The sequence below is a fragment of the Carboxylicivirga longa genome (genome assembly GCF_050589825.1).
Classification (GTDB): domain Bacteria; phylum Bacteroidota; class Bacteroidia; order Bacteroidales; family Marinilabiliaceae; genus Carboxylicivirga; species Carboxylicivirga longa.
The window spans coordinates 172,881-191,990 of record NZ_JBNGOZ010000008.1; the positions used below are offsets into that span (position 1 = coordinate 172,881).

General features: G+C 44.4%; 15 protein-coding genes. 4 read left to right on the forward strand and 11 right to left on the reverse strand.

What is annotated here, in order from left to right; genetic code table 11:
- The first annotated feature begins 5 nt into the window (after nucleotides 1-5).
- Together ACRD7A_RS09225 and ung are read left to right on the forward strand one after the other, a co-directional pair.
- Nucleotides 6-1,103, forward strand: coding sequence for a hypothetical protein (locus tag ACRD7A_RS09225; protein ID WP_430810567.1), 1,098 nt, complete (start codon nucleotides 6-8; stop codon nucleotides 1,101-1,103).
- 136 nt (nucleotides 1,104-1,239) lie between these two features.
- Nucleotides 1,240-1,902 carry a uracil-DNA glycosylase gene (gene ung / locus ACRD7A_RS09230; RefSeq protein WP_430810566.1) on the forward strand — a complete coding sequence of 221 codons (663 nt, stop codon included), beginning with the start codon at nucleotides 1,240-1,242 and terminating at the stop codon, nucleotides 1,900-1,902.
- Nucleotides 1,903-1,983: 81 nt separating this feature from the next.
- On the opposite strand, the gene ACRD7A_RS09235 is transcribed toward ung, so the two are convergent.
- Complete coding sequence (locus ACRD7A_RS09235) at nucleotides 1,984-4,239, reverse strand: glycoside hydrolase family 20 protein (RefSeq protein ID WP_430810565.1); 2,256 nt, start codon at nucleotides 4,237-4,239, stop codon at nucleotides 1,984-1,986.
- A gap of 49 nt (nucleotides 4,240-4,288) precedes the next feature.
- The gene (locus tag ACRD7A_RS09240) at nucleotides 4,289-5,371 is read right to left on the reverse strand and encodes a family 10 glycosylhydrolase (protein WP_430810564.1); all 1,083 of its coding nucleotides are present in this window, start codon (nucleotides 5,369-5,371) and stop codon (nucleotides 4,289-4,291) included.
- A gap of 163 nt (nucleotides 5,372-5,534) precedes the next feature.
- Between ACRD7A_RS09240 and ACRD7A_RS09245 the strand changes: the two genes are divergently transcribed.
- Nucleotides 5,535-6,566 (forward strand): NAD(P)/FAD-dependent oxidoreductase, encoded by a 1,032-nt coding sequence (locus ACRD7A_RS09245; protein WP_430810563.1) that lies wholly within the window; start codon nucleotides 5,535-5,537, stop codon nucleotides 6,564-6,566.
- Nucleotides 6,567-6,645: 79 nt separating this feature from the next.
- Here ACRD7A_RS09245 and ACRD7A_RS09250 read toward each other — a convergent pair whose 3' ends face one another.
- The 9 genes from ACRD7A_RS09250 to ACRD7A_RS09290 form a co-directional block, all read right to left on the reverse strand.
- Nucleotides 6,646-8,046: a DUF5723 family protein gene (locus ACRD7A_RS09250; RefSeq protein WP_430810562.1), complete on the reverse strand. Its 1,401-nt coding sequence runs from the start codon at nucleotides 8,044-8,046 to the stop codon at nucleotides 6,646-6,648.
- A gap of 18 nt (nucleotides 8,047-8,064) precedes the next feature.
- Nucleotides 8,065-9,561 carry a hypothetical protein gene (locus ACRD7A_RS09255; RefSeq protein WP_430810561.1) on the reverse strand — a complete coding sequence of 499 codons (1,497 nt, stop codon included), beginning with the start codon at nucleotides 9,559-9,561 and terminating at the stop codon, nucleotides 8,065-8,067.
- A 274-nt stretch (nucleotides 9,562-9,835) separates the two neighbouring features.
- Nucleotides 9,836-10,984: a molecular chaperone DnaJ gene (gene dnaJ / locus ACRD7A_RS09260; RefSeq protein WP_430810560.1), complete on the reverse strand. Its 1,149-nt coding sequence runs from the start codon at nucleotides 10,982-10,984 to the stop codon at nucleotides 9,836-9,838.
- A 12-nt stretch (nucleotides 10,985-10,996) separates the two neighbouring features.
- Nucleotides 10,997-11,620, reverse strand: a complete 624-nt coding sequence (locus ACRD7A_RS09265) for a nucleotide exchange factor GrpE (RefSeq protein ID WP_430810559.1) — start codon at nucleotides 11,618-11,620, stop codon at nucleotides 10,997-10,999.
- Nucleotides 11,621-11,829: 209 nt separating this feature from the next.
- Entirely contained in the window at nucleotides 11,830-12,351 is a 522-nt protein-coding gene (locus tag ACRD7A_RS09270; protein ID WP_430810558.1) for a peroxiredoxin family protein, read from the reverse strand.
- Nucleotides 12,352-12,375: 24 nt separating this feature from the next.
- Nucleotides 12,376-12,906: a TlpA family protein disulfide reductase gene (locus ACRD7A_RS09275; protein WP_430810557.1), complete on the reverse strand. Its 531-nt coding sequence runs from the start codon at nucleotides 12,904-12,906 to the stop codon at nucleotides 12,376-12,378.
- Between the two features lie 308 nt (nucleotides 12,907-13,214).
- On the reverse strand, nucleotides 13,215-14,519 hold the full coding sequence (gene murA, locus ACRD7A_RS09280) for a UDP-N-acetylglucosamine 1-carboxyvinyltransferase (RefSeq protein ID WP_430810556.1): 1,305 nt from the start codon (nucleotides 14,517-14,519) through the stop codon (nucleotides 13,215-13,217).
- Nucleotides 14,520-14,546: 27 nt separating this feature from the next.
- Nucleotides 14,547-15,152, reverse strand: a complete 606-nt coding sequence (locus ACRD7A_RS09285; protein WP_430810555.1) for a DUF4290 domain-containing protein — start codon at nucleotides 15,150-15,152, stop codon at nucleotides 14,547-14,549.
- A 128-nt stretch (nucleotides 15,153-15,280) separates the two neighbouring features.
- Nucleotides 15,281-17,557 (reverse strand): ATP-dependent helicase, encoded by a 2,277-nt coding sequence (locus ACRD7A_RS09290; protein ID WP_430810554.1) that lies wholly within the window; start codon nucleotides 17,555-17,557, stop codon nucleotides 15,281-15,283.
- A 240-nt stretch (nucleotides 17,558-17,797) separates the two neighbouring features.
- On the opposite strand from ACRD7A_RS09290, the gene ACRD7A_RS09295 reads away from it, so the two are divergent.
- Entirely contained in the window at nucleotides 17,798-19,015 is a 1,218-nt protein-coding gene (locus ACRD7A_RS09295; protein ID WP_430810553.1) for a T9SS type B sorting domain-containing protein, read from the forward strand.
- Nucleotides 19,016-19,110 lie beyond the last annotated feature (95 nt).

A 19,110-nucleotide genomic window follows, 5' to 3' on the forward strand; every position in this document is an offset into this window, starting at 1 on the left:
AAAAGATGAAAAAACTTTCTTTTTTCTTTTTATCATTAATGGTGCTTGTTTTAGCAAGCTGTAACGATGACAATGATCCCGTAAACCCGGTTGATTCGGATAACATAGCCGGAACAATCACTACAAACGTTGAATTTAATGCGGCAACACCTTATAAACTCGACGGTGCATTAGTTATTGCAGAAGGTGGTTCATTAACTATTCCTGCAGGAACAAAAATTACTGCTAAAGGAGGATCAACTTCTTACATTGCAGTTGCTCAGGGAGGTAAAATCTTTATTGAAGGCACTGCTACCAATCCTGTAATAATGACTTCTGATGTAAAAGAGCCGGGTAGCTGGGGTGGTTTAGTACTCTGTGGCAAGGCGCCTGTTAACACGGGTAATGGTGGTGTCTCAGAAGTAGGCAACCTGCCATATGGTGGTTCGGATGCTTCAGATAACTCAGGCGCTATTGAATACTTACGTGTAGAATATACGGGCTACGTATTTACTAACGAGAAGCAGTTCAACGGTGTTTCGTTCTTTGGAGTTGGCGCAGGCACAAAAGTTAGCTATGTATCTTCATACAAAGGTAACGATGATGGTATTGAGTTCTTCGGGGGTACCGTAAATGCTGATCACCTGGTATCTATTGACTCAAACGATGACGGTATTGACTTTGCTGACGGATGGTCGGGTACTGGTGATTACTGGTACGCTTATAACTCGGCTAAATCAGGTATTGAAGGTTCAAACAACGGAACTAATGGTGCCGCAACACCTATGACAACAGCAACAATCAATAATGTTACCATTTACAAAATGGGAGAAAAGCCTTGGTTCCTAAAAGAAGGTGCCGGCATACAAACAATCACCAACTGCGTTATCGGAGGTCTTAGCGACCAGTCGAAACAGGCCTATTTCTATGCCTCAGAGGGCGATAACGATTTTGATGCCTCACGCATCACCATCAATGGTGTGGCCTTTGTTGATATGGGAGCCGGTAACACCATTAAAGCGGTGGATGGCATCACATTTACTGAAAAGGCAAATGCCACCGGTGCCGGTAATGGAAAGTCTATGCCCGACTGGGCGGCAGGCTGGGCACAACCCACCAAATAAAACCAATTTCGAGTATCTCCATAGATATTAAGCGGCAGTGAATTATTCCTGCCGCTTTTTTTCGTATGGCACACACTTGCAAATTGAGCTTTACCCGCTATTTTTGTCCTCTGTTTATATTCCAGAATCTGTAAGCATGAATGCATCACTAGAAGCCGGTTGGTACCAGGCACTCAGTGCCGAATTTGACAAAGACTATTTTAAAGAACTGATGACCTATGTTGAGGAAGCCTATCAACAACATACCATCTATCCGCCGCAAGAAGAAATATACACGGCTTTTAACCTGTGCCCACTGCAGGAAACAAAAGTGGTTATTCTGGGACAGGACCCCTATCATGGACCGGGACAGGCGCACGGACTTTGCTTTTCGGTAAATAAAGGAATTAAGATACCGCCCTCACTGGTAAACATCTATAAAGAGCTAAGCACTGACATGGGTCTTGCGCGCCCTCAACATGGCAACCTTAGTCATTGGGCACAGCAGGGGGTATTATTGCTAAATGCCACCCTAACTGTAGAAGCGGGCAAGGCCGGTTCGCACCAGAAAAAAGGCTGGGAACAATTTACTGATGCAGCCATTAAAACACTGTCCGAACAAGGTGAACATCTTGTGTTTTTGCTGTGGGGTGCCTACGCACAAAAAAAAGCATCGATGATAGACAGTAGTAAACACCTGATACTAAAATCAGTGCATCCCTCTCCCTTATCGGCACACCGGGGTTTCTTTGGCAACAAACATTTCAGTACAAGCAACAGCTACCTTACCAAACACGGTAAAGCACCCATACGATGGTAAAACAAAACGCCTCTTGCTACCATAAAGGCAACGAAGAGGCGCTAAACTACTACACCAAACATATTTTTTTGAGGTGATATACTATCGCACAATCACCTCATCGGAAAACAACCATGCCTTACCGCCGGCCGCCGGATGCCAAGATGGACAGATGCCCACACTCTCTGCAACCACCCGCACATAACGCGCCTTAGTTAGCTCGAAATCGGCCGGATAATCCACCATCTCATTAACATCACTTTGCGTAACGCCGGGCTCAAAAACAGCCACCTGCTCAAATAATTCACCATCGGCCGACACCTGATACGTCACCTTCTTAGGACCAAAAACCCAAGACATGGGCGCATTTTTAAAGCGCGAGTTAATATGGCTGATATCGGTTACTTCACCCAGGTCAATCACCAAATCAATGGGTTTTTCTTCAACACCCACTTCAACACCTAAAAAGCCATTGGTCAATCCGTATTCACCTCCACCATCGTACTGTGGGGCATAGGCATACTTCAATTTATATGGCTTACCAAAAGCCTTGTGAAAAATCAACTCCTTTTCGGATTGATGCGTGCTGCTACCATCGGCCTTGAACTGAATCGCCTTGATATGGGCATCTTCGCGCAGACGAAAAGACCCTTCATACAGCTTGCTATCCGGCGTGGGCTGCGTGCCATCAATAGTATAATACACAGGATTGGGGCGCTCTGTCACAAATTCAATACCAGCACTCTTATCAGCATAATCGGGCTCCACATTAATGCGTACATGATAACTGATATCGCCTGGGGTAACGCCCAGCTGTTCAATTACACTCAGTTGATGCTGCACCCGCGTGTAAAAATCTTCCCATTTCCTGATGGCAGGACTCCACGCTACCTCAGAAATGGCAAAGACCCTCGGAAAGAGATTATATTCGATATGTTCAAATTCAGGCATATACTCACTCCACATATTGGCTTGCACACCAATAACATGACTTCGCTTCTCCGCACTAATATCTGTAGGTATCGACGGGAAAGTATAAACATCGCGCAGGGTACTGATACCGGGGTGACCGGGAGATGTGCTCAGATGATTTTGTGTATGATTAAAATAGTAGGGAAACATGGGTGTCATCACCACATCATGACCGGCTTCAGCAGCTTTAACGCCCCCGGCTACCCCCCGCCATGACATAACAGCAGCACTTTGCGCAAGGCCTCCATCCAATATTTCATCCCATCCAATCAGGCGACGACTATGCTGGTTAAGAAACTTTTCGATGCGATGGACAAAATAGCTTTGCAGTGCATGCTCATCGTGGGCACCTTCCTGTTTCATACGCTTTTTACAGTCAGGACAAGCCAACCAGGTATCCTTGGGCGTTTCATCACCTCCAATATGAATAAACTCTCCGGGAAATAGATCCATGGTTTCGGCCAACACATCCTCAAGAAACTGAAAAGTAGACTCTTTACCCGCGCAATACACACCGGCCGACACACCGGCCTGATCCCAAATACTGAGGGAACCGGCATTGCGGCAATAATATTCGGGATAAGCCACGAGGGCAGCTGCCGAATGCCCCGGTAATTCAATCTCCGGAACGATGGTAATATTGCGATCAGCGGCATAGGCCACAATATCTCTTACCTCGTCCTGGGTATAATACCCGCCATAAGGTTTAGTATTTTTTGTATTCAGTCCTTTCTCCTGGTTGGCACTAAAACCAATGTTATCGCGCCAGGCACCCACTTCAGTGAGCTTCGGATATTTCTTAATCTCCAAGCGCCATCCCTGATCATCAACGAGATGCCAGTGAAAGGTGTTGAGTTTATTCATTACCATGTAATCCAAAAACTGCTTCACTTCATCCACACTAAAAAAGTGACGCGACACATCGAGATGCATGCCCCGCCAGGCAAAACGTGGATAATCAGTAATGCTAAGCCGCGGCACCATCAGCTTATCATCTTCACGCTGAAACAACTGACGCAAGGTATGGGCACCATACAGTAAACCTGCTTTACCGGTGGCCTCAATAATAATTTCATCGTCAACCCTTAATCGATATCCCTCGCTGGGCAAATCAGTATCATTCACCAGCCTAAACTGAATAATACCCTTATCACTTTTTTTCATCTGGCAGTTTAAAAGCTTAGCCATCTGATTATTAAGCTGATCGACTGCAAAGTCGGCATCACCGGATACCGTCAGGTTTTCAACATCAAGGGTCAAAAATCCATCCTGCCGTTGCACTTCAACCGGGTAAGGGATTAAATTAAGGGCCATGTCATCATCATTTTTAGCACAGGCCAGCATTAATAGAGCAAGTGCCAGTACCATCAGTTGTTTAATTTTCATAGAAAGTTCATTTTTGTCAGCATCTGCCGATGTCAGTCATCCGGTAATATTACCATTTATCAATTTCTTCTTTTAAGATAGCCCAATGCGCATCTTTCATACCATAAGGTGTAAACACACACACGCCTGAAGCACCCCCTCTCTTCGAAGCCTGAATGGCCAGACGAAAATCTTCTGGTGTTTTCATGGCCGGCATGTACAGGCCACTATAAAGAGGCACACGCCCATTTATCGCCTCTACCCCTTCAATGCAGCATTGCTCAATCCAGTCAATGTCCTCCCGGTAAAAGCTCTGATAATTCATAGGGTAGTAGGCATCAATGTTCCAATTATCCCATTGCTGGCGTACCAGTTTTTTTGAGATAGTAGGTGTTGGGAATACAGCAGCATTTATTTTATTGCCTTTTGCGTGTACTGCCTTTGTCAGGGCATCCACTGTTTCAGTTACCATATCGTAACGAAACTGACGCCAACGCTCATTATCAGGTGCCGCATCACCGAAGGTACCGGCATCCTCTCCCGTTTCTTTTTTATAACGCTCAATGCAGTCTTCGCAATAACAAAAATCGTAGGGTGCATATTCCTTATCCATGGTCAATCCATATACATCCCACAGGTCGCGAGCCAATATCACATCTGAGTGACGAATATAATCGAGGTGCACACCATCAATATTAGGGATCTCAGCTATGGATTCCACCAATTCTGTAAGGTAAGCCCTTACTTCTGGCTTGGTAGGACACAGCCATTTATAATAATCAACAAAAGGCGGATGCTCCGCTGTTGAGCGGCCATCGCGACTGACGGTATACCAGTCGGCATGCTCACTTAGCAGGCGATCATCATAACGACGAAGTATGGTTTGCCAGGCATGCAATTCAAGGCCGTGCTTATGAGCCAATGCCACAACTGCCGGATACTTATCTACACCACACTGATACATCACGCCATCAATCCCGGTGTTTTTAAGTTTGATAAACATCTGCTCCAGCTCATCAGAACCTTCACTTTTACCCTCACCCATCCACACAAAATGTTTGGCTGATGATATATCATCCACTGTCTGACAAGCAGTCAACATCGTAAGAATAAAAATGCAGAGCCAGGTCATTAAAAAATTCAATTTTTTCATAATTAAAATCATTTAGCGATTACAATTCGTAATTTCTGCCTTTTATTTTAAAGTGCGAAATATAGCAAGCTTTAACACCACTGAATTGAAATCCTGTTACAGATAATTGAACAAATGTGCCGTATCTTTTTTCTTTTGATAGCAATACTGCAACAATTTTACCATGTCAAAAACAGAACACACTGATATATTGATAGTTGGACAAGGACTTGCCGGCACCCTATTATCCTACCAACTTTTGAAGAAAAAAATAAGCCACAAGGTAGTAGACACTGCAGTTGATGGACGTGCCTCGGAAGCAGCAGCAGGCCTTATTAACCCCATTGTTGTAAAACGCATGAAACGGGCCTGGCAGGCCGACTTGTTTCATCCCTATGCTGCCACTCTCTACCAAACCTTAGAGAAGATGCTGGAAACAGATGTTTATCACCCTATGCCCATCAATAAAATATACGATGCTCAGGATGAAGTATTCTGGCAACAACGCAATGCCAAAGAAGAACTTGGCAACTATATATCCACCCCTGCACGCTACGATTTACCCAAGGGTATTCATCAACCTTATGGTTACGGTAGTATTCTACCGTCTGCCAGGCTTAACATGGCGCAATTACTAAAAAGCTATCGACAGTATCTTATCACGCACAAGCTGCTGATTGAAGCAAATTTTAAGGATACGGATTTAACGCTAGGGAACAATGCCGTGCATTGGCACAACATAAATGCAAGGCGTATTGTATTTTGCCGCGGTGCCTTCGATGCCGAAAGTTCCTATTTTAAGTACCTGAAGTGGAATAATACCAAAGGTGAGCTACTGGATGTCAATATTAAGAATCTGTCCATCAACAATATACTTAGCAAAGGAATTTTTGTGATGCCTACAGGTGATGGTAACTTTAAGCTGGGCGCCACCTATGACCACCATTGGAACAGCCTGGCACCGAGCATCGAAAAAAGAAACGAATTGCTGAAAAAATGGTCGGTACTGTCGGATTTGCCGCTTACCATTCACAGGCAGCTTACAGGCCTGCGCCCCACTTTGGCCAGCCGCCAGGCTGTGTCCACCTTCCTAGAGAATTATCCACAAATTGGCATTTTCAATGGCTTGGGTTCACGCGGCGGTTTGATGGCTCCCTACCTATCCTTCTTGATGAGCAACAAAATAAAGAATTCATTAGCCAAGAGGGGGAAATAAGACCTCACAAAAAAGCCGCCAAGTTTATTTATTAACTAAGCGGCTTTGTGTGTGCAAATATCTTATCGTAGTGATGGTTCTACTCCCAACTTGTTTCTTCTGACGCTTCCTCTTCAATCCAGGGCCTGTTAAACACAAAGTTAATACCCACACGAGCGTTAACATACTTAGCAGTCGACGGCTTTAAGGCTGCGTTTAAATTATCGGTAGCACCATACACCTGCAAGGCACCAAAGTTAAGAGCAAGGCCGGCACCCAGGTTGGCCGGTGCATTTTTCATATACGAATAGCTGATGGCGGTTGACAGGAAACGTCCGGCGCGCAATCCGGCAGCCACCGTAAGCTCAGGCACAACTTGGTCGTTAACGAAATAGTTTTTGGAGACCAGCCCCAGGTTAATCCACTTCGCAGGCTGATAATCAGCCGACACATTGAAGTTACCCATCAAATTGGTTTTATAGCTTGATTCATCGTTACTAAAACGAAATGTCTCTTTAAAATCATCGGCCAGCTGATCAAGATAGTCGGCATCACCCTCATCACCCGTCAGTTCATCTGATACGTCCACTCCATTATAGTCAAAGCTTCCCTGCGTATAAAGCCGCGAGGTACCCTCTTTCCAGTTGATAAAACCAAGGTCGTTAACGGCAGCACCCAGGGTAAGCTTATTACCCAAACGATAGGTGAGCCCCACATCAAAGCCCCAGCCTGTATTGCTTGTTGAACTTAGCAGATCCTCAGCCGAATCACTAACAGACAACTCATCAACATAACCCTCAGCATCATAGATCACATCCAGCGGCACATTGGTGCGAAAGGCCGCATCCGCAATAAGACGCATATCGCCATTTTCAAAAGTTTCCATGTCAAGCGTCAGGTACTCCGACTCCACATTGGCCACACCAATAAGATATTTCACCCGCAGCCCAAGGGTCAGTCGCTCCGTTATCTCGCGCGAAATACCCAATGCCAGCTCATGATAATCAAGACCATTCACATGCATATCCGAAAGAGAATGATTAATGGGTTTTTGCGTATCATAATCCCAGTTACCATAACGCAAATCCATCAGTGACAGAGGGTAATTTACCTGTGCCTTGAACTTGTGGTTCACATCAACAGTGAAAAACCAATGTCGGGCAGCAAAACCAAAACCCAGCACCTGAAGGGAAGCTTCCGTTGCCAGCAGGTTGTTATCCTTCATCTGAGCCGCTGCATAATCAAGGTCGATGATGAGTGAGTCGCGTTGAAGACCTGTTCCCTCACGTATAATGTCGCTCCAGGAAAAGCCACTGTTGGCCCCTTTGAACTGAACACTGCCCAAAGCCGGCATGGCGATATACCAGTTATTTACAGGGCGAAAGGCCGCATTCATTTGTGCTGCCTGCGGAATGCCCTTTGTAAACATTAAGGTATTGTCTTGCGCCCGGGCAGTAAACACCATTGCCAGAGCCATAATAAGACTATATAGATATTTCATTATGCTTGCTATTATGAATTAGTTATTGTATTCGATCTTACCACGGATGGCTAGTTGTAGTGATAGTCGGTTTTGTTTTTGAAAAACCACTATCTGACCCTTATCATAGTCACTTGTATTCAGCTGCACGGTAACACGCAACTCATCAGCCTGTTGCAGACTTTCAATTTGCGATGATGTTAAGACCACCTCATTCACAGCAGTTGCAGTCATATTAACCTTACCTTCTGCATCAACCGTTGCCGCGTCCACAATGTCAACATCCATGGTTTCAATCACCGAAGCGCTTACCGAGTCATAAAACTTCACCGTGGCCGATGCCCCAAGGGGAAGCCCATTTTCTGAGGTGAAGACCAATGAGCCCTGTGTTAACTCATCCAGCACATCCAGATCATCCAGGGCAATCACCTCCTCTTCCAAGGCCGCATTAAACATTAATTCAAGCGGTACTTCAAATCCATAACCCACATAGATACGATCCGCATCATAAATCTCAATCTCATCACTGACAATACCTCCCGGGTTAAGGGTAAGCAGTCCGGCATAGTTCAGCTCCTCGGGTGTTTGCGCGATAAAAGATTGGATACTGGAATTACCCTTATTCAACTCCATAAGCGAACGCTTCGTAAGCTCATCTGTTGCTTTTCCTTCGAGGGTAAAAGGTGAGGATGTGAGCTTAATAGATGATCCATCTGCCAGGCGACCCGTCATATCGGCTGCAATCAGTCCGGCAAAAGGGGTTGCGTTATCCACTATGATATGTAGGCGGGGATCGGCAAATTCAATTTCTCCGGGAATATCGTTAAGCACATCAAAATCCAGGGCGTACGTTCCTTCTTTCATATTCACGGTGTATTCCCCCATACTTCCCCTAATATAATTTAAGGACATATCACCCAGTGTAAGACTGAGTGCTCCCATAGTGCTACCAAAATTACTACCGTAAAGCGGCCTTACATTAACTTGTATATTTATTTTATTGTCGGCTAAAGGAAAGCGATCGCCCCTGAAACTTCTTACTACAGTACTATTATTATGCACTTCCAGTTCAATCACACGCCCATTATCGGCGGGTAGGATGATACTTACTAACAAAGGTACTTCAAGATTACTGCCCCGGGCTGAAAGGGTATAATTGAGATCGGCCACCGAAAGAGAAGCATGAGGAAGAGAAAAAGAAAATTGTACATCTGCTGATAGCACAGGCTCCAGATTAAAGGCTTGAAACGGCACCGGTACATCCACAGATGAAGATGAGAGACTAAAGAAGTCATTGATACCCACATACTCCAAAGAGTCATTCTCCTGAAATAATATAACACGATCACCATCATACTTCACCATATCGGTTTGATCGGAGAGTATATCGCCTATACTCACATCTGCCTTTGCCAGTGGGATGGAAATTCCCACACTACCCTGCACATCGTCCACCAAACGATCGGTATTAAACTCATCACCTACACAGCCTGCCAGCATTAACACAGCAAGACAGGCCATCAACATCTTTTTCATATACAGTTAGTTTTATTATAAACAAGGAACTTTTAACCCTGCAGCAGCACAGATTATTTGCTTTAATAAAGCAGTGCCCCAACAAGAAATATAATCGCAATAAACGCAAGGTGGCCACGAATGTTACAAATAACAGGGAATATTTAATAAGAAAAGCCGGCAAAAACCGGCTTTATCTTTTAATATTATGTACAAACAAGACTGAAACAGCACAACATTAGCCACTAACACCACTGGAATATCAGCAGGGTGAAGTGCTTGCTTCAAAACACTATTATTCAAACATATTTCGCATACGACTGAAAAAACCTTCACCGCTGCCTTTTTGAGGCTGAAAACTCTCGGACGATTGCAACTTCTCAACCGACTTACGTTCCTCCTTGCTAAGCTCCTTTGGTATAAACACCTGCACATGAACCAGCAGATCGCCCTTACCATAACTATTTACCTCGGGCAGCCCCTTGCCACGCAATCGAAGGATCTTACCGGGCTGGGTACCCGCCTCAATCTTCACCTTAACAGCACCATCCACCGTGGGTATCTCCGCTGTCTTGCCTAAGATAGCCTCGGGGATACTGATATTCAGACTGTAAATAAGGTTATTACCATCACGCACCAGCTCGGGGTGTCTTTCTTCCTCAATGAGCACCAGCAGATCGCCATTAATACCGCCCCGACGGGCTGCATTACCCTTACCCGAAACAGACAACTGCATACCCTCTTCTACACCGGCCGGTATATTCAGGCTGATGATTTCTTCATCGCGCATAATACCCTCACCGTTACAGTATTTACATTTATTGGTGATGATCTTACCGTCACCATTACACGTAGGACAGGTCGATGAAGTTTGCATCTGCCCAAGTATAGTATTCGATATGCGCGTTACCTGGCCGCTTCCCTGACACGTTGAACAATTACTGTAGGAAGAACCATTTTCGGCACCTGAACCACTACAGTGCTTACACTCAACGTACTTCTTAACCTTGATTTTTTTCTCGGCACCGTTGGCTATCTCACTCAGGTTCAGCTTCACTTTTACACGCAGATTAGAGCCTTTGTTAACACGTCGTCCCCCTCGAGACGAACCGCCAAAGCCACCAAAACCGCCGAAGCCACCACCAAAGATATCGCCAAAATGAGAGAAGATATCGTCCATGGACATACCGCCTCCGCCGAAGCCGCCACCCGCAGCACCGCCTACACCGGCGTGACCATACTGGTCGTAGCGCTGACGCTTTTCGTCGTTAGACAGCACTTCATAGGCTTCTGCCGCTTCTTTAAATTTTTCCTCCGCAGCCTTATCTCCCTGATTTTTATCAGGGTGATATTTTATGGCCTTCTTACGGTATGCTTTCTTTATCTCCTCTTTAGAAGCTCCTTTAGATACCTCCAGTACCTCGTAATAATCTCTTTTTGACATAGTAAAGCTTGTTTATTCGCCTACAACAACTTTTGAAAAACGCACAACCTTCTCATTTAAGGTATACCCTTTCTCGATACAATCAATTACTTTACCCTTCATCTCGTCTGTTGGTGCAGGAATTTTTGTCACTGCCTCATGCAGATCTGTATCAAATTCTTTGTCTTTGGCTTCAATCTCTTTCATTCCCTGTCGACCCAGAAAATCATTAAACTTAGTACGAATAAGCTTAATACCTTCCTTAAGAGCCTCCATATCTTTGGCTTCATCCATATGCGCCACAGCACGATCCATATCGTCAATAACGGGCAGCAGGGCCAATAATATACTCTCACCGGCAGTCTTGGTCAGCTCCATTTTTTCTTTCAGCGTCCGACGACGATAGTTATCATACTCAGCACTAAGGCGCAGATACTTGTCATTCACTTCATTATACTTCTTCAAGATGTTTTCCTCGTCACCCTGCTCTGCCTCATCTTTGCTGGGCTCAGCCGTTTCCGATTCCGGAGTCTCCAATTCAGACGTCTCTGCCTCGTCCGTTACTTCTTCTTCCAATAAATCCTTAATTTCTTCAGCAGCCTGCTCGTCAAGCGCCTTTTCTTTCGCTCTCTCTTTCTTAGATGATTTATTATCCATTATATCGTATTTTTTATTTTTTTAATCATTTGTACTATGCATCCTTCAACGCGGACATAGCGCATGCAAATTTACAATTATTCTGCCAAGTTATAACACAAAGACAAAATGACAGTTAAAGCAACAAAAGAGGTCAACATAAGACCCTAACATGACAAAAGGCACCCACAAACTCAATTGTAGGTGCCTAAATGCCATTCTTTTTTATATTACTTAAGTAGTTTTTTCAGCGTCGCTTTCAAGGCATAGCCCCGCAAATTAGTGGCAATAATAATACCCTCTTCATCGATTAAAAAATTCATGGGGATGCCATTGACACCATACAGGGCAGCGGCACGACTATTCCAACCCGCCAGATCGCTCACATGATAGGGCCACTCAAGCTTATCATCCTCGATGGCCTGCTCCCACGAAGCTCTTTTCTTATCCAATGACACACTAAATACTGTAAAGCCCTCACCTTTTTTAAAGGCCTTATCTTTAAAGGCCTCATAAGCTGCTACAACCACCGGATTCTCGCGCCGGCAGGGGCCGCACCAACTGGCCCAGAAATCAATCAGCACCATCTTACCCCGCAGTGCCTCCAGCTCCATCATCTTACCATCAGGGTTCCGCAATTTAATATTAGGTGCCTTTTGACCGATAGCCGTTCCTGTTTTTTGTGCCTGCGCCGGCCAATTAAAACACAGCAAAAGGCACAGTATGATCCAGGCCGGATGTACATTCTTCATATGCATAAAAAATTTGTTTGGGTATTAAATCGCTGACAGGTAGGCTAGCGATTTCTCAATCTTTGAATACTTGACGTCTTTAATGATAATACGTCCCTCACCGTCAATAAGAATATTAACCGGCTCTTCGATGTTATACATCTTGCTAATGCTACTATTAGCGCCCATAAAGTCGCAAATATGCCTAAACCTCATGGTTTGATCTTGCTCGATGGCAAGCTTGAGTGGTGCTTTGAAACGATCCAGCGATATACTCACCACGATTAACTCCTTACCACTGATGAACGCTTTCTGTTCATAGTGCTTCAGTAAGTCAAGCAGGTGGTAATTATTCATTCTGGATTGCGCATCGTACGACGCCCAAAAATTAAGAAGAATCATCTTACCCTTCAGATCTTCCAGATTAAACGCCGTACCATCCATCAGCGCAGCTTGAAATACCGGCGCTTTATTGCCCGTATCCAAACCAACGACGGAGCCCTTTCTATCGACCATAAATGATAAAAAGAACAAGCCCACAATCATCGTAGCTAATATTAATTTTAGCTGCTTCATGATACTTATAGTTGAAATTGTTTTCGGTGTAAAGTTTCAGAAAAATATGCGTAGCATTTTTTCTTTTTAGATAAACATGCCAATTTTCGTGATAAGCAGTTTATTTCGCCTTGTAAAACACAGGGGAAACCGGAGTAATTTTTTGTCTTTTTTGCAATGAATATGCGAAAAAAAGAATAAGTAGATATCTATAAACAACTGTCTACCAGTGATTAATGATGTACACAGTACACTAACAGACAGTTGTAATAATACTCAATAGCATGATTTACATGCGTATATCAAATTCCTTCAAGAAGCCGAAAAGCTTAATATCGTTTTATTTTGGCACCCAATTTTTGCAAACGGCCATCGATATTTTGATATCCTCGATCGATTTGCTCAATATTTTGTATTGTACTTGTTCCCTGCGCCGACAATGCAGCTATTAACAAAGCCACACCCGCACGAATATCAGGCGATGTGAGTACTGCCCCCCGTAGAGCATTCTCTTTATTAAGACCGATAACGGTTGCCCTGTGTGGGTCGCAGAGTATAATGCGTGCCCCCATGTCAATGAGCTTATCCACAAAAAACAAACGGCTTTCAAACATTTTTTGATGAATAAGTACACTGCCTTTCGCCTGTGTTGCCACCACCAGAAATACGCTTAATAAATCGGGCGTGAGTCCCGGCCAGGGTGCATCAGCAATCGTCATTATGGAGCCATCAATAAAAGTGTCGATCTCATAATTCTCCTGAGCAGGTATAAAAATATCATCGCCCACAAACTGAAGATCAATGCCCATGCGACGGAACATCATAGGGATAATACCCAGCTGATCTACTGCGGCATTCTTAATGGTAATCTCAGAACTTGTCATGGCAGCCATACCAATAAAACTACCTATCTCAATCATGTCGGGCAGTATACGGTGCTCGCAAGCACTCAATTTTTCCACACCAACAATCTCCAGCAAGTTGGATCCAATGCCTTTAATATTCGCACCCATGGCAATGAGCATACGCGACAACTGTTGCAGATAAGGCTCACAGGCAGCATTATAAATGGTGGTTTTACCCGGTGTGAGCACCGCCGCCATTAAAATATTAGCCGTTCCAGTTACAGAGGCTTCATCAAGCAACATATAGGTACCCTTCATCTGAGTTGCCTCTACGGTATAAAAAATATCCTCGGCATCGAAATTAAAATGCGCACCTAATTTTTCAAAACCAATAAAGTGGGTATCCAGGCGTCGACGTCCAATTTTATCTCCTCCGGGCTTTGGAAAATAAGCCTTGCCATAACGCGCCAGTAGTGGCCCCATAATCATAATGGATCCACGCAGCGATGAAGCACGCTTTTTGAAATCCGGTGTTTGCAGGAACTCAAGATTTACATCTGACGCCGTAAAAGCACAGGTGTTACGATCAATACGATCGATGACAACGCCCATTTGACCAAGCAAGTCAATGAGGTTATTCACATCCACGATGTCCGGAATATTTGTAATAGTGACTTTTTCGGCCGTGAGCAGCACAGCACAAATAACCTGCAAGGCCTCATTTTTGGCACCCTGAGGCGTAATCTCTCCTTTCAGGCGGTGACCGCCTTCAATTTCGAAGCAATTCATAACACGTTGATTTGAATAAGTAAAGGCTTACTTTTTCTTGGGTTTGTTTTGCGGACGTTTTTTGTTGGTTCGGTTGCGCGGCTGATGCTGTTCTTTTATTTCTATCAGCCTGGTGCCTTCCTCAACCACCAGTTGATTCTTCGACAGCCGCTTTAAATCATCAAAAATACGATCATCGGTAACCGCATCCTTATTCCAAACAGCCAGTGATTTCTTCATGTGATTAGCAATCATCATAATCAGATGCTTACGCTCGGTTTCATCTTCTAATAAAACCGCCTTATCAATCATCTGTTCCACCAGCTCGCCATAATGCTTATAGCGTATTTTACTGTTTTTATACGGAATCTTATCGGGACGTTTGGTCAGGGTTTCTTTCTCTAGTAGCTGGTAGGGGTATTCAATATCGAGCTTGAAATCGGCCATGATTGCCAGGTGATCCCATAATTTATGCTTAAAATCATTGACATCACGCAAGTGGGGAAACATATTGCCCATAATGCCAATAATTGTATTGGCACATGTCATTCTTTCTTCGCGATCCTCAATGGTTAACGCGTGGTCAACCATTTTTTGAATATGACGACCATATTCGGGCAGAATCAGGTTTTTACGATTAGAATTGTAATCCATCAATTGGTATTAAAATCTTACTTTTATATCCTTCAAACGGTGGTTGTTTAACGGAATTTAATTTAATAATTCCTTTCGGAGAAGTATTACTTAATTGTTTATTAGCGTAGTAACTGAATGCCACAAAGCTAGTTCAAAATTTTTAGTTTGGCAAATTTGAGTAATAATTGTTTCTGACCTGCATTGATGAACTTCACAGTAGCTTTTACATTGGGTGCCTCTCCTTCTATTTTGATAACCTCGCCCTGCCCAAAGCGCTCGTGCTCAACGCGCATACCTTCTTGCAAGCCCTGAACAGCACCGGTACTAATATTAATTTTGGGCTTCGATGCCGCACTTTCAGGCTTATAATTCATACGAATGCGGGGCTTCAGCGCACTGCCGGTATTCATTTGTGGCTTTCTGAAGTTGGGTTGAGGCCGTTCGTTGCGCACAAAATCCTCAGGATTGATATCAAGATAGGCCGGATCAATGTCGCCAATAAAACGACTGGGGCGGGTATGCGTTAACTCACCGTATTTATAGCGCGAGCGGGCAAAGGAGATAGTCGCATTTTGTTCGGCTCTGGTGACGGCCACGTAAAACAGGCGTCGTTCTTCTTCCAGGCCTTTTTCACTGTCGGTTGACTGGGTAGCCGGAAACAAACCCTCTTCCACACCTACTACGTAAACATTCTTAAACTCGAGTCCCTTGGCCGAGTGAATGGTCATGAGGGTTACTTTATTAATATCGTCGGCCTTCTCATTATCCTGATCCGTCAGCAAAGCTACATCTTCCAGGAAGTTAACCAGATTGGCAGGTTCTCCTTCCTCCTGACGCGATTCAGTGAACTCTTTTATACCGTTTAATAGTTCATCAATGTTTTCGATACGCCCCTTGCCTTCAATGGACGAATCGCTATTGAGGTCTTTCATAACGCCACTGGCCGAAGCCACCTCAGCCGCCAACTCGTAGGCCGAAAGATTATCGAGTTGTGCCTTAAACTGCGCAATCATGGCCACAAAATTGGAAAGTTTCTTTTGGGTGCCGGCATTGATACCTATCTGCGTCAAATTAGGGTTTATCATCACCTGCCAAATGCTCTGGTCAGTGGCACTGGCGGCAGCAGTCAGACGATCCATGGTAGTCTTACCAATACCGCGTGTAGGATAATTAATTACACGCTTCAAGGCCTCCTGATCGGTGGGATTGATAATCAGACGGAAATAGGCCAGTAAATCTTTTATTTCTTTGCGCTGATAAAAAGACAGACCACCATAAATTTTGTATGGCAGGTTCTTTTTCCGCAAGGCCTCCTCAAAAACACGCGACTGTGCATTGGTGCGATAAAGTATGGCAAAATCTTTAAACTCACTGTGCGATTTCATGCGACGCTCAACAATATCGTTACTCACCAAAAAGCCTTCCTCAACATCGGAGTAGGCCTTGAGTACCCTTATCGGACTGCCCACATCGTTGGCCGAAAATACATTTTTATGAATCTGTCCTTTATTCTTTTCGATAATACTATTGGCCGCATTCACAATATTCTGAGACGAACGGTAGTTTTGTTCCAGCTTAAAAAGCTTATAGCCGGGGTAATCATTCCTGAAATTCAGAATATTCTCAATTTTCGCACCGCGAAAACTATAAATACTCTGGGCATCATCGCCCACCACACAGATGTTTTGATGACCTTCGGCCAGTTTTTTAATAATCAAGTACTGCGAATAGTTAGTATCCTGATACTCATCGACCATCACATAATTAAACTGACTCTGATACTTCTTGAGCACATCCGGGAAATCGCGAAAAAGAATATTGGTATTGAGTAGTAAATCATCAAAATCCATCACTCCCGATTTATAGCAGGCCTTCATATAACGCGTGTATATTTCGTACACCATAGGCATCTGCGAGGCTTTATCGGCCGCTGTGCGATTTACATCGCGCGCATAGGTAGCGGGCGTTACCAAATCATTCTTGGCTGATGAAATACGCGACAATACACTACCGGGGCGATAGGCTTTCTCGGGGAGTTTCATCTCCTTCACTATGCTCTTTATTAGGTTTTTAGAATCCTGCGTATCGTAAATCGTAAACGATGAGGGATAGCCCAAATGCTTTGACTCATAACGCAAGATACGGGCAAATATGGAGTGAAAAGTACCCATCCACAGGCTGCCGGCCACATGTTTACCCACCACGGCGCCAATACGCTCCTTCATCTCCCGCGCTGCCTTATTGGTAAAAGTAAGCGCCAGCACATGATAAGGCTTCACGCCCTGCTCTAACAGGTGAGCGATGCGATAGGTTAAAACGCGTGTTTTACCCGATCCGGCACCGGCTATCACCAGCGACGGCCCTTCTGTTTCCACAACAGCATTTCGCTGCGACTCGTTTAATCCCTCTAAATAATCCTGCACTATAAATCTGATTTATAAATGATGTACTTGATACTACAAAAATAGAAGTTCATTTTGAGAGAACGAAAGCGAAATGTAATAATATTAACCTTTTTATCGTTTGAATATTTATTATAGATTTGAGAAGAAAAGTTTATCTGTTGCATGTTAGCATACATCCGCATGCAACAACCTAACAACATTTAATAAAAAGCGGGCTATTAAGCACATAACTGCCCATTTTAATAAAGTCTTCGAGCCATGCCAAGATATTTAGTCGCCAGTAGAGTGTTCCTATTTTTACTTATCCTCAGCACAGGAATACCTGTATATGCTCAAATCACTTCCAATGCTTTTTACACTGAGACCACACAATACGGTGACGGTACCCAGGAAGATTCTATTTTTTTCTATACCAACATTGCCGGAGCCACATTAACGGCACCTCTTGGAGGCACGTATCAATGGTATCGCTATGCCGAAGCAAGCAATAGCTTTGAACCCATTGCAGGAGCTACCATGCCCTCCCTCACCAACATTACCGAAAGCGGCTACCGGGTTGATGTGGATGGACAAGCTCTTTATTGCTGGAACTTTGTGCCGGCTGCCCAGGTTGACTCTGTGGGAATCCCGATTGAATCGTGCAACGACGTGCGTGTAATGGCATACACGAGTAACAAAATATTAAGTTATTACCGCCACCGCAGCGATCACAGCGAAGTAATGGTGGACTACGGTTATGAATGGAGCTCAGAGCCTGCCGGTCCGGCCAATGAACAAAACGATTACACCTTTCGCATCAGTGCGCCCACCGAGGATACCGACTACAGCGTGGTGGTAGGCGGTAAATTTAGTCCTGCGATACCGGCGTCCAGCGGCGCTCACTTTTACACAGCCATGGCTGTTGAGGCCGTTATGCATTACGAAACCGAAGATGTGGCGGACAACGAAGCCACCGAAGGTTCTGCACCCATGACTGTGCAGTTTTATGGCGATGAGTTTGAGGGCGAGCCCTTATCAAAAGGACACATCACCGAATACAAGTGGACCGCCAATGAAACCCTGATGAACTATGGAGCCCGAACACCTTACACTTTTCAAGCCAATGGCGATTACAGCGTAGTACTTTATGTACGCAATAACGACTCGGAATGTGAAGCAGAGAGTGAGCCCCTCAACTTTAGCATCACCGATATGGTGGTAAGGGTACCCAATGCCTTTACGCCCTTCAGCACCCCCACACAAAATGACGAATTCAGGGTACTTTATCGCTCAGTGAATAAATTTACCATGCTCATTTACAACCGCTGGGGACGCAAAGTATTTCAGAGCAATAACCCCGAGGTAGGATGGGATGGACGCATTGGCGGTCGCAAGGCTGAGCCGGGTGTGTATTTCTACAAAATAGAAGCGGAAGGTTTTAATAAAGATGATAAGAAAATCCACCTGGAAGGCGCTGTTCACCTTATTGTCAACTAAGCTGTATAAACATAAACGATCGGCTACTCAGGCTGAGACATACTGACCCATTAGGACGTACGAGCAATAGAAAACCCCTTCTCTCCAGAATCATA

Coding starts and splice junctions, on each gene's coding strand:
- ACRD7A_RS09225 (WP_430810567.1), top strand. CDS start 6: ATGAAAAAACTTTCTTTTTTCTTTTTATCATTAATGGTGCTTGTTTTA.
- ung (WP_430810566.1), top strand. CDS start 1,240: ATGAATGCATCACTAGAAGCCGGTTGGTACCAGGCACTCAGTGCCGAA.
- ACRD7A_RS09235 (WP_430810565.1), bottom strand. CDS start 4,239: ATGAAAATTAAACAACTGATGGTACTGGCACTTGCTCTATTAATGCTG.
- ACRD7A_RS09240 (WP_430810564.1), bottom strand. CDS start 5,371: ATGAAAAAATTGAATTTTTTAATGACCTGGCTCTGCATTTTTATTCTT.
- ACRD7A_RS09245 (WP_430810563.1), top strand. CDS start 5,535: ATGTCAAAAACAGAACACACTGATATATTGATAGTTGGACAAGGACTT.
- ACRD7A_RS09250 (WP_430810562.1), bottom strand. CDS start 8,046: ATGAAATATCTATATAGTCTTATTATGGCTCTGGCAATGGTGTTTACT.
- ACRD7A_RS09255 (WP_430810561.1), bottom strand. CDS start 9,561: ATGAAAAAGATGTTGATGGCCTGTCTTGCTGTGTTAATGCTGGCAGGC.
- dnaJ (WP_430810560.1), bottom strand. CDS start 10,984: ATGTCAAAAAGAGATTATTACGAGGTACTGGAGGTATCTAAAGGAGCT.
- ACRD7A_RS09265 (WP_430810559.1), bottom strand. CDS start 11,620: ATGGATAATAAATCATCTAAGAAAGAGAGAGCGAAAGAAAAGGCGCTT.
- ACRD7A_RS09270 (WP_430810558.1), bottom strand. CDS start 12,351: ATGAAGAATGTACATCCGGCCTGGATCATACTGTGCCTTTTGCTGTGT.
- ACRD7A_RS09275 (WP_430810557.1), bottom strand. CDS start 12,906: ATGAAGCAGCTAAAATTAATATTAGCTACGATGATTGTGGGCTTGTTC.
- murA (WP_430810556.1), bottom strand. CDS start 14,519: ATGAATTGCTTCGAAATTGAAGGCGGTCACCGCCTGAAAGGAGAGATT.
- ACRD7A_RS09285 (WP_430810555.1), bottom strand. CDS start 15,152: ATGGATTACAATTCTAATCGTAAAAACCTGATTCTGCCCGAATATGGT.
- ACRD7A_RS09295 (WP_430810553.1), top strand. CDS start 17,798: ATGCCAAGATATTTAGTCGCCAGTAGAGTGTTCCTATTTTTACTTATC.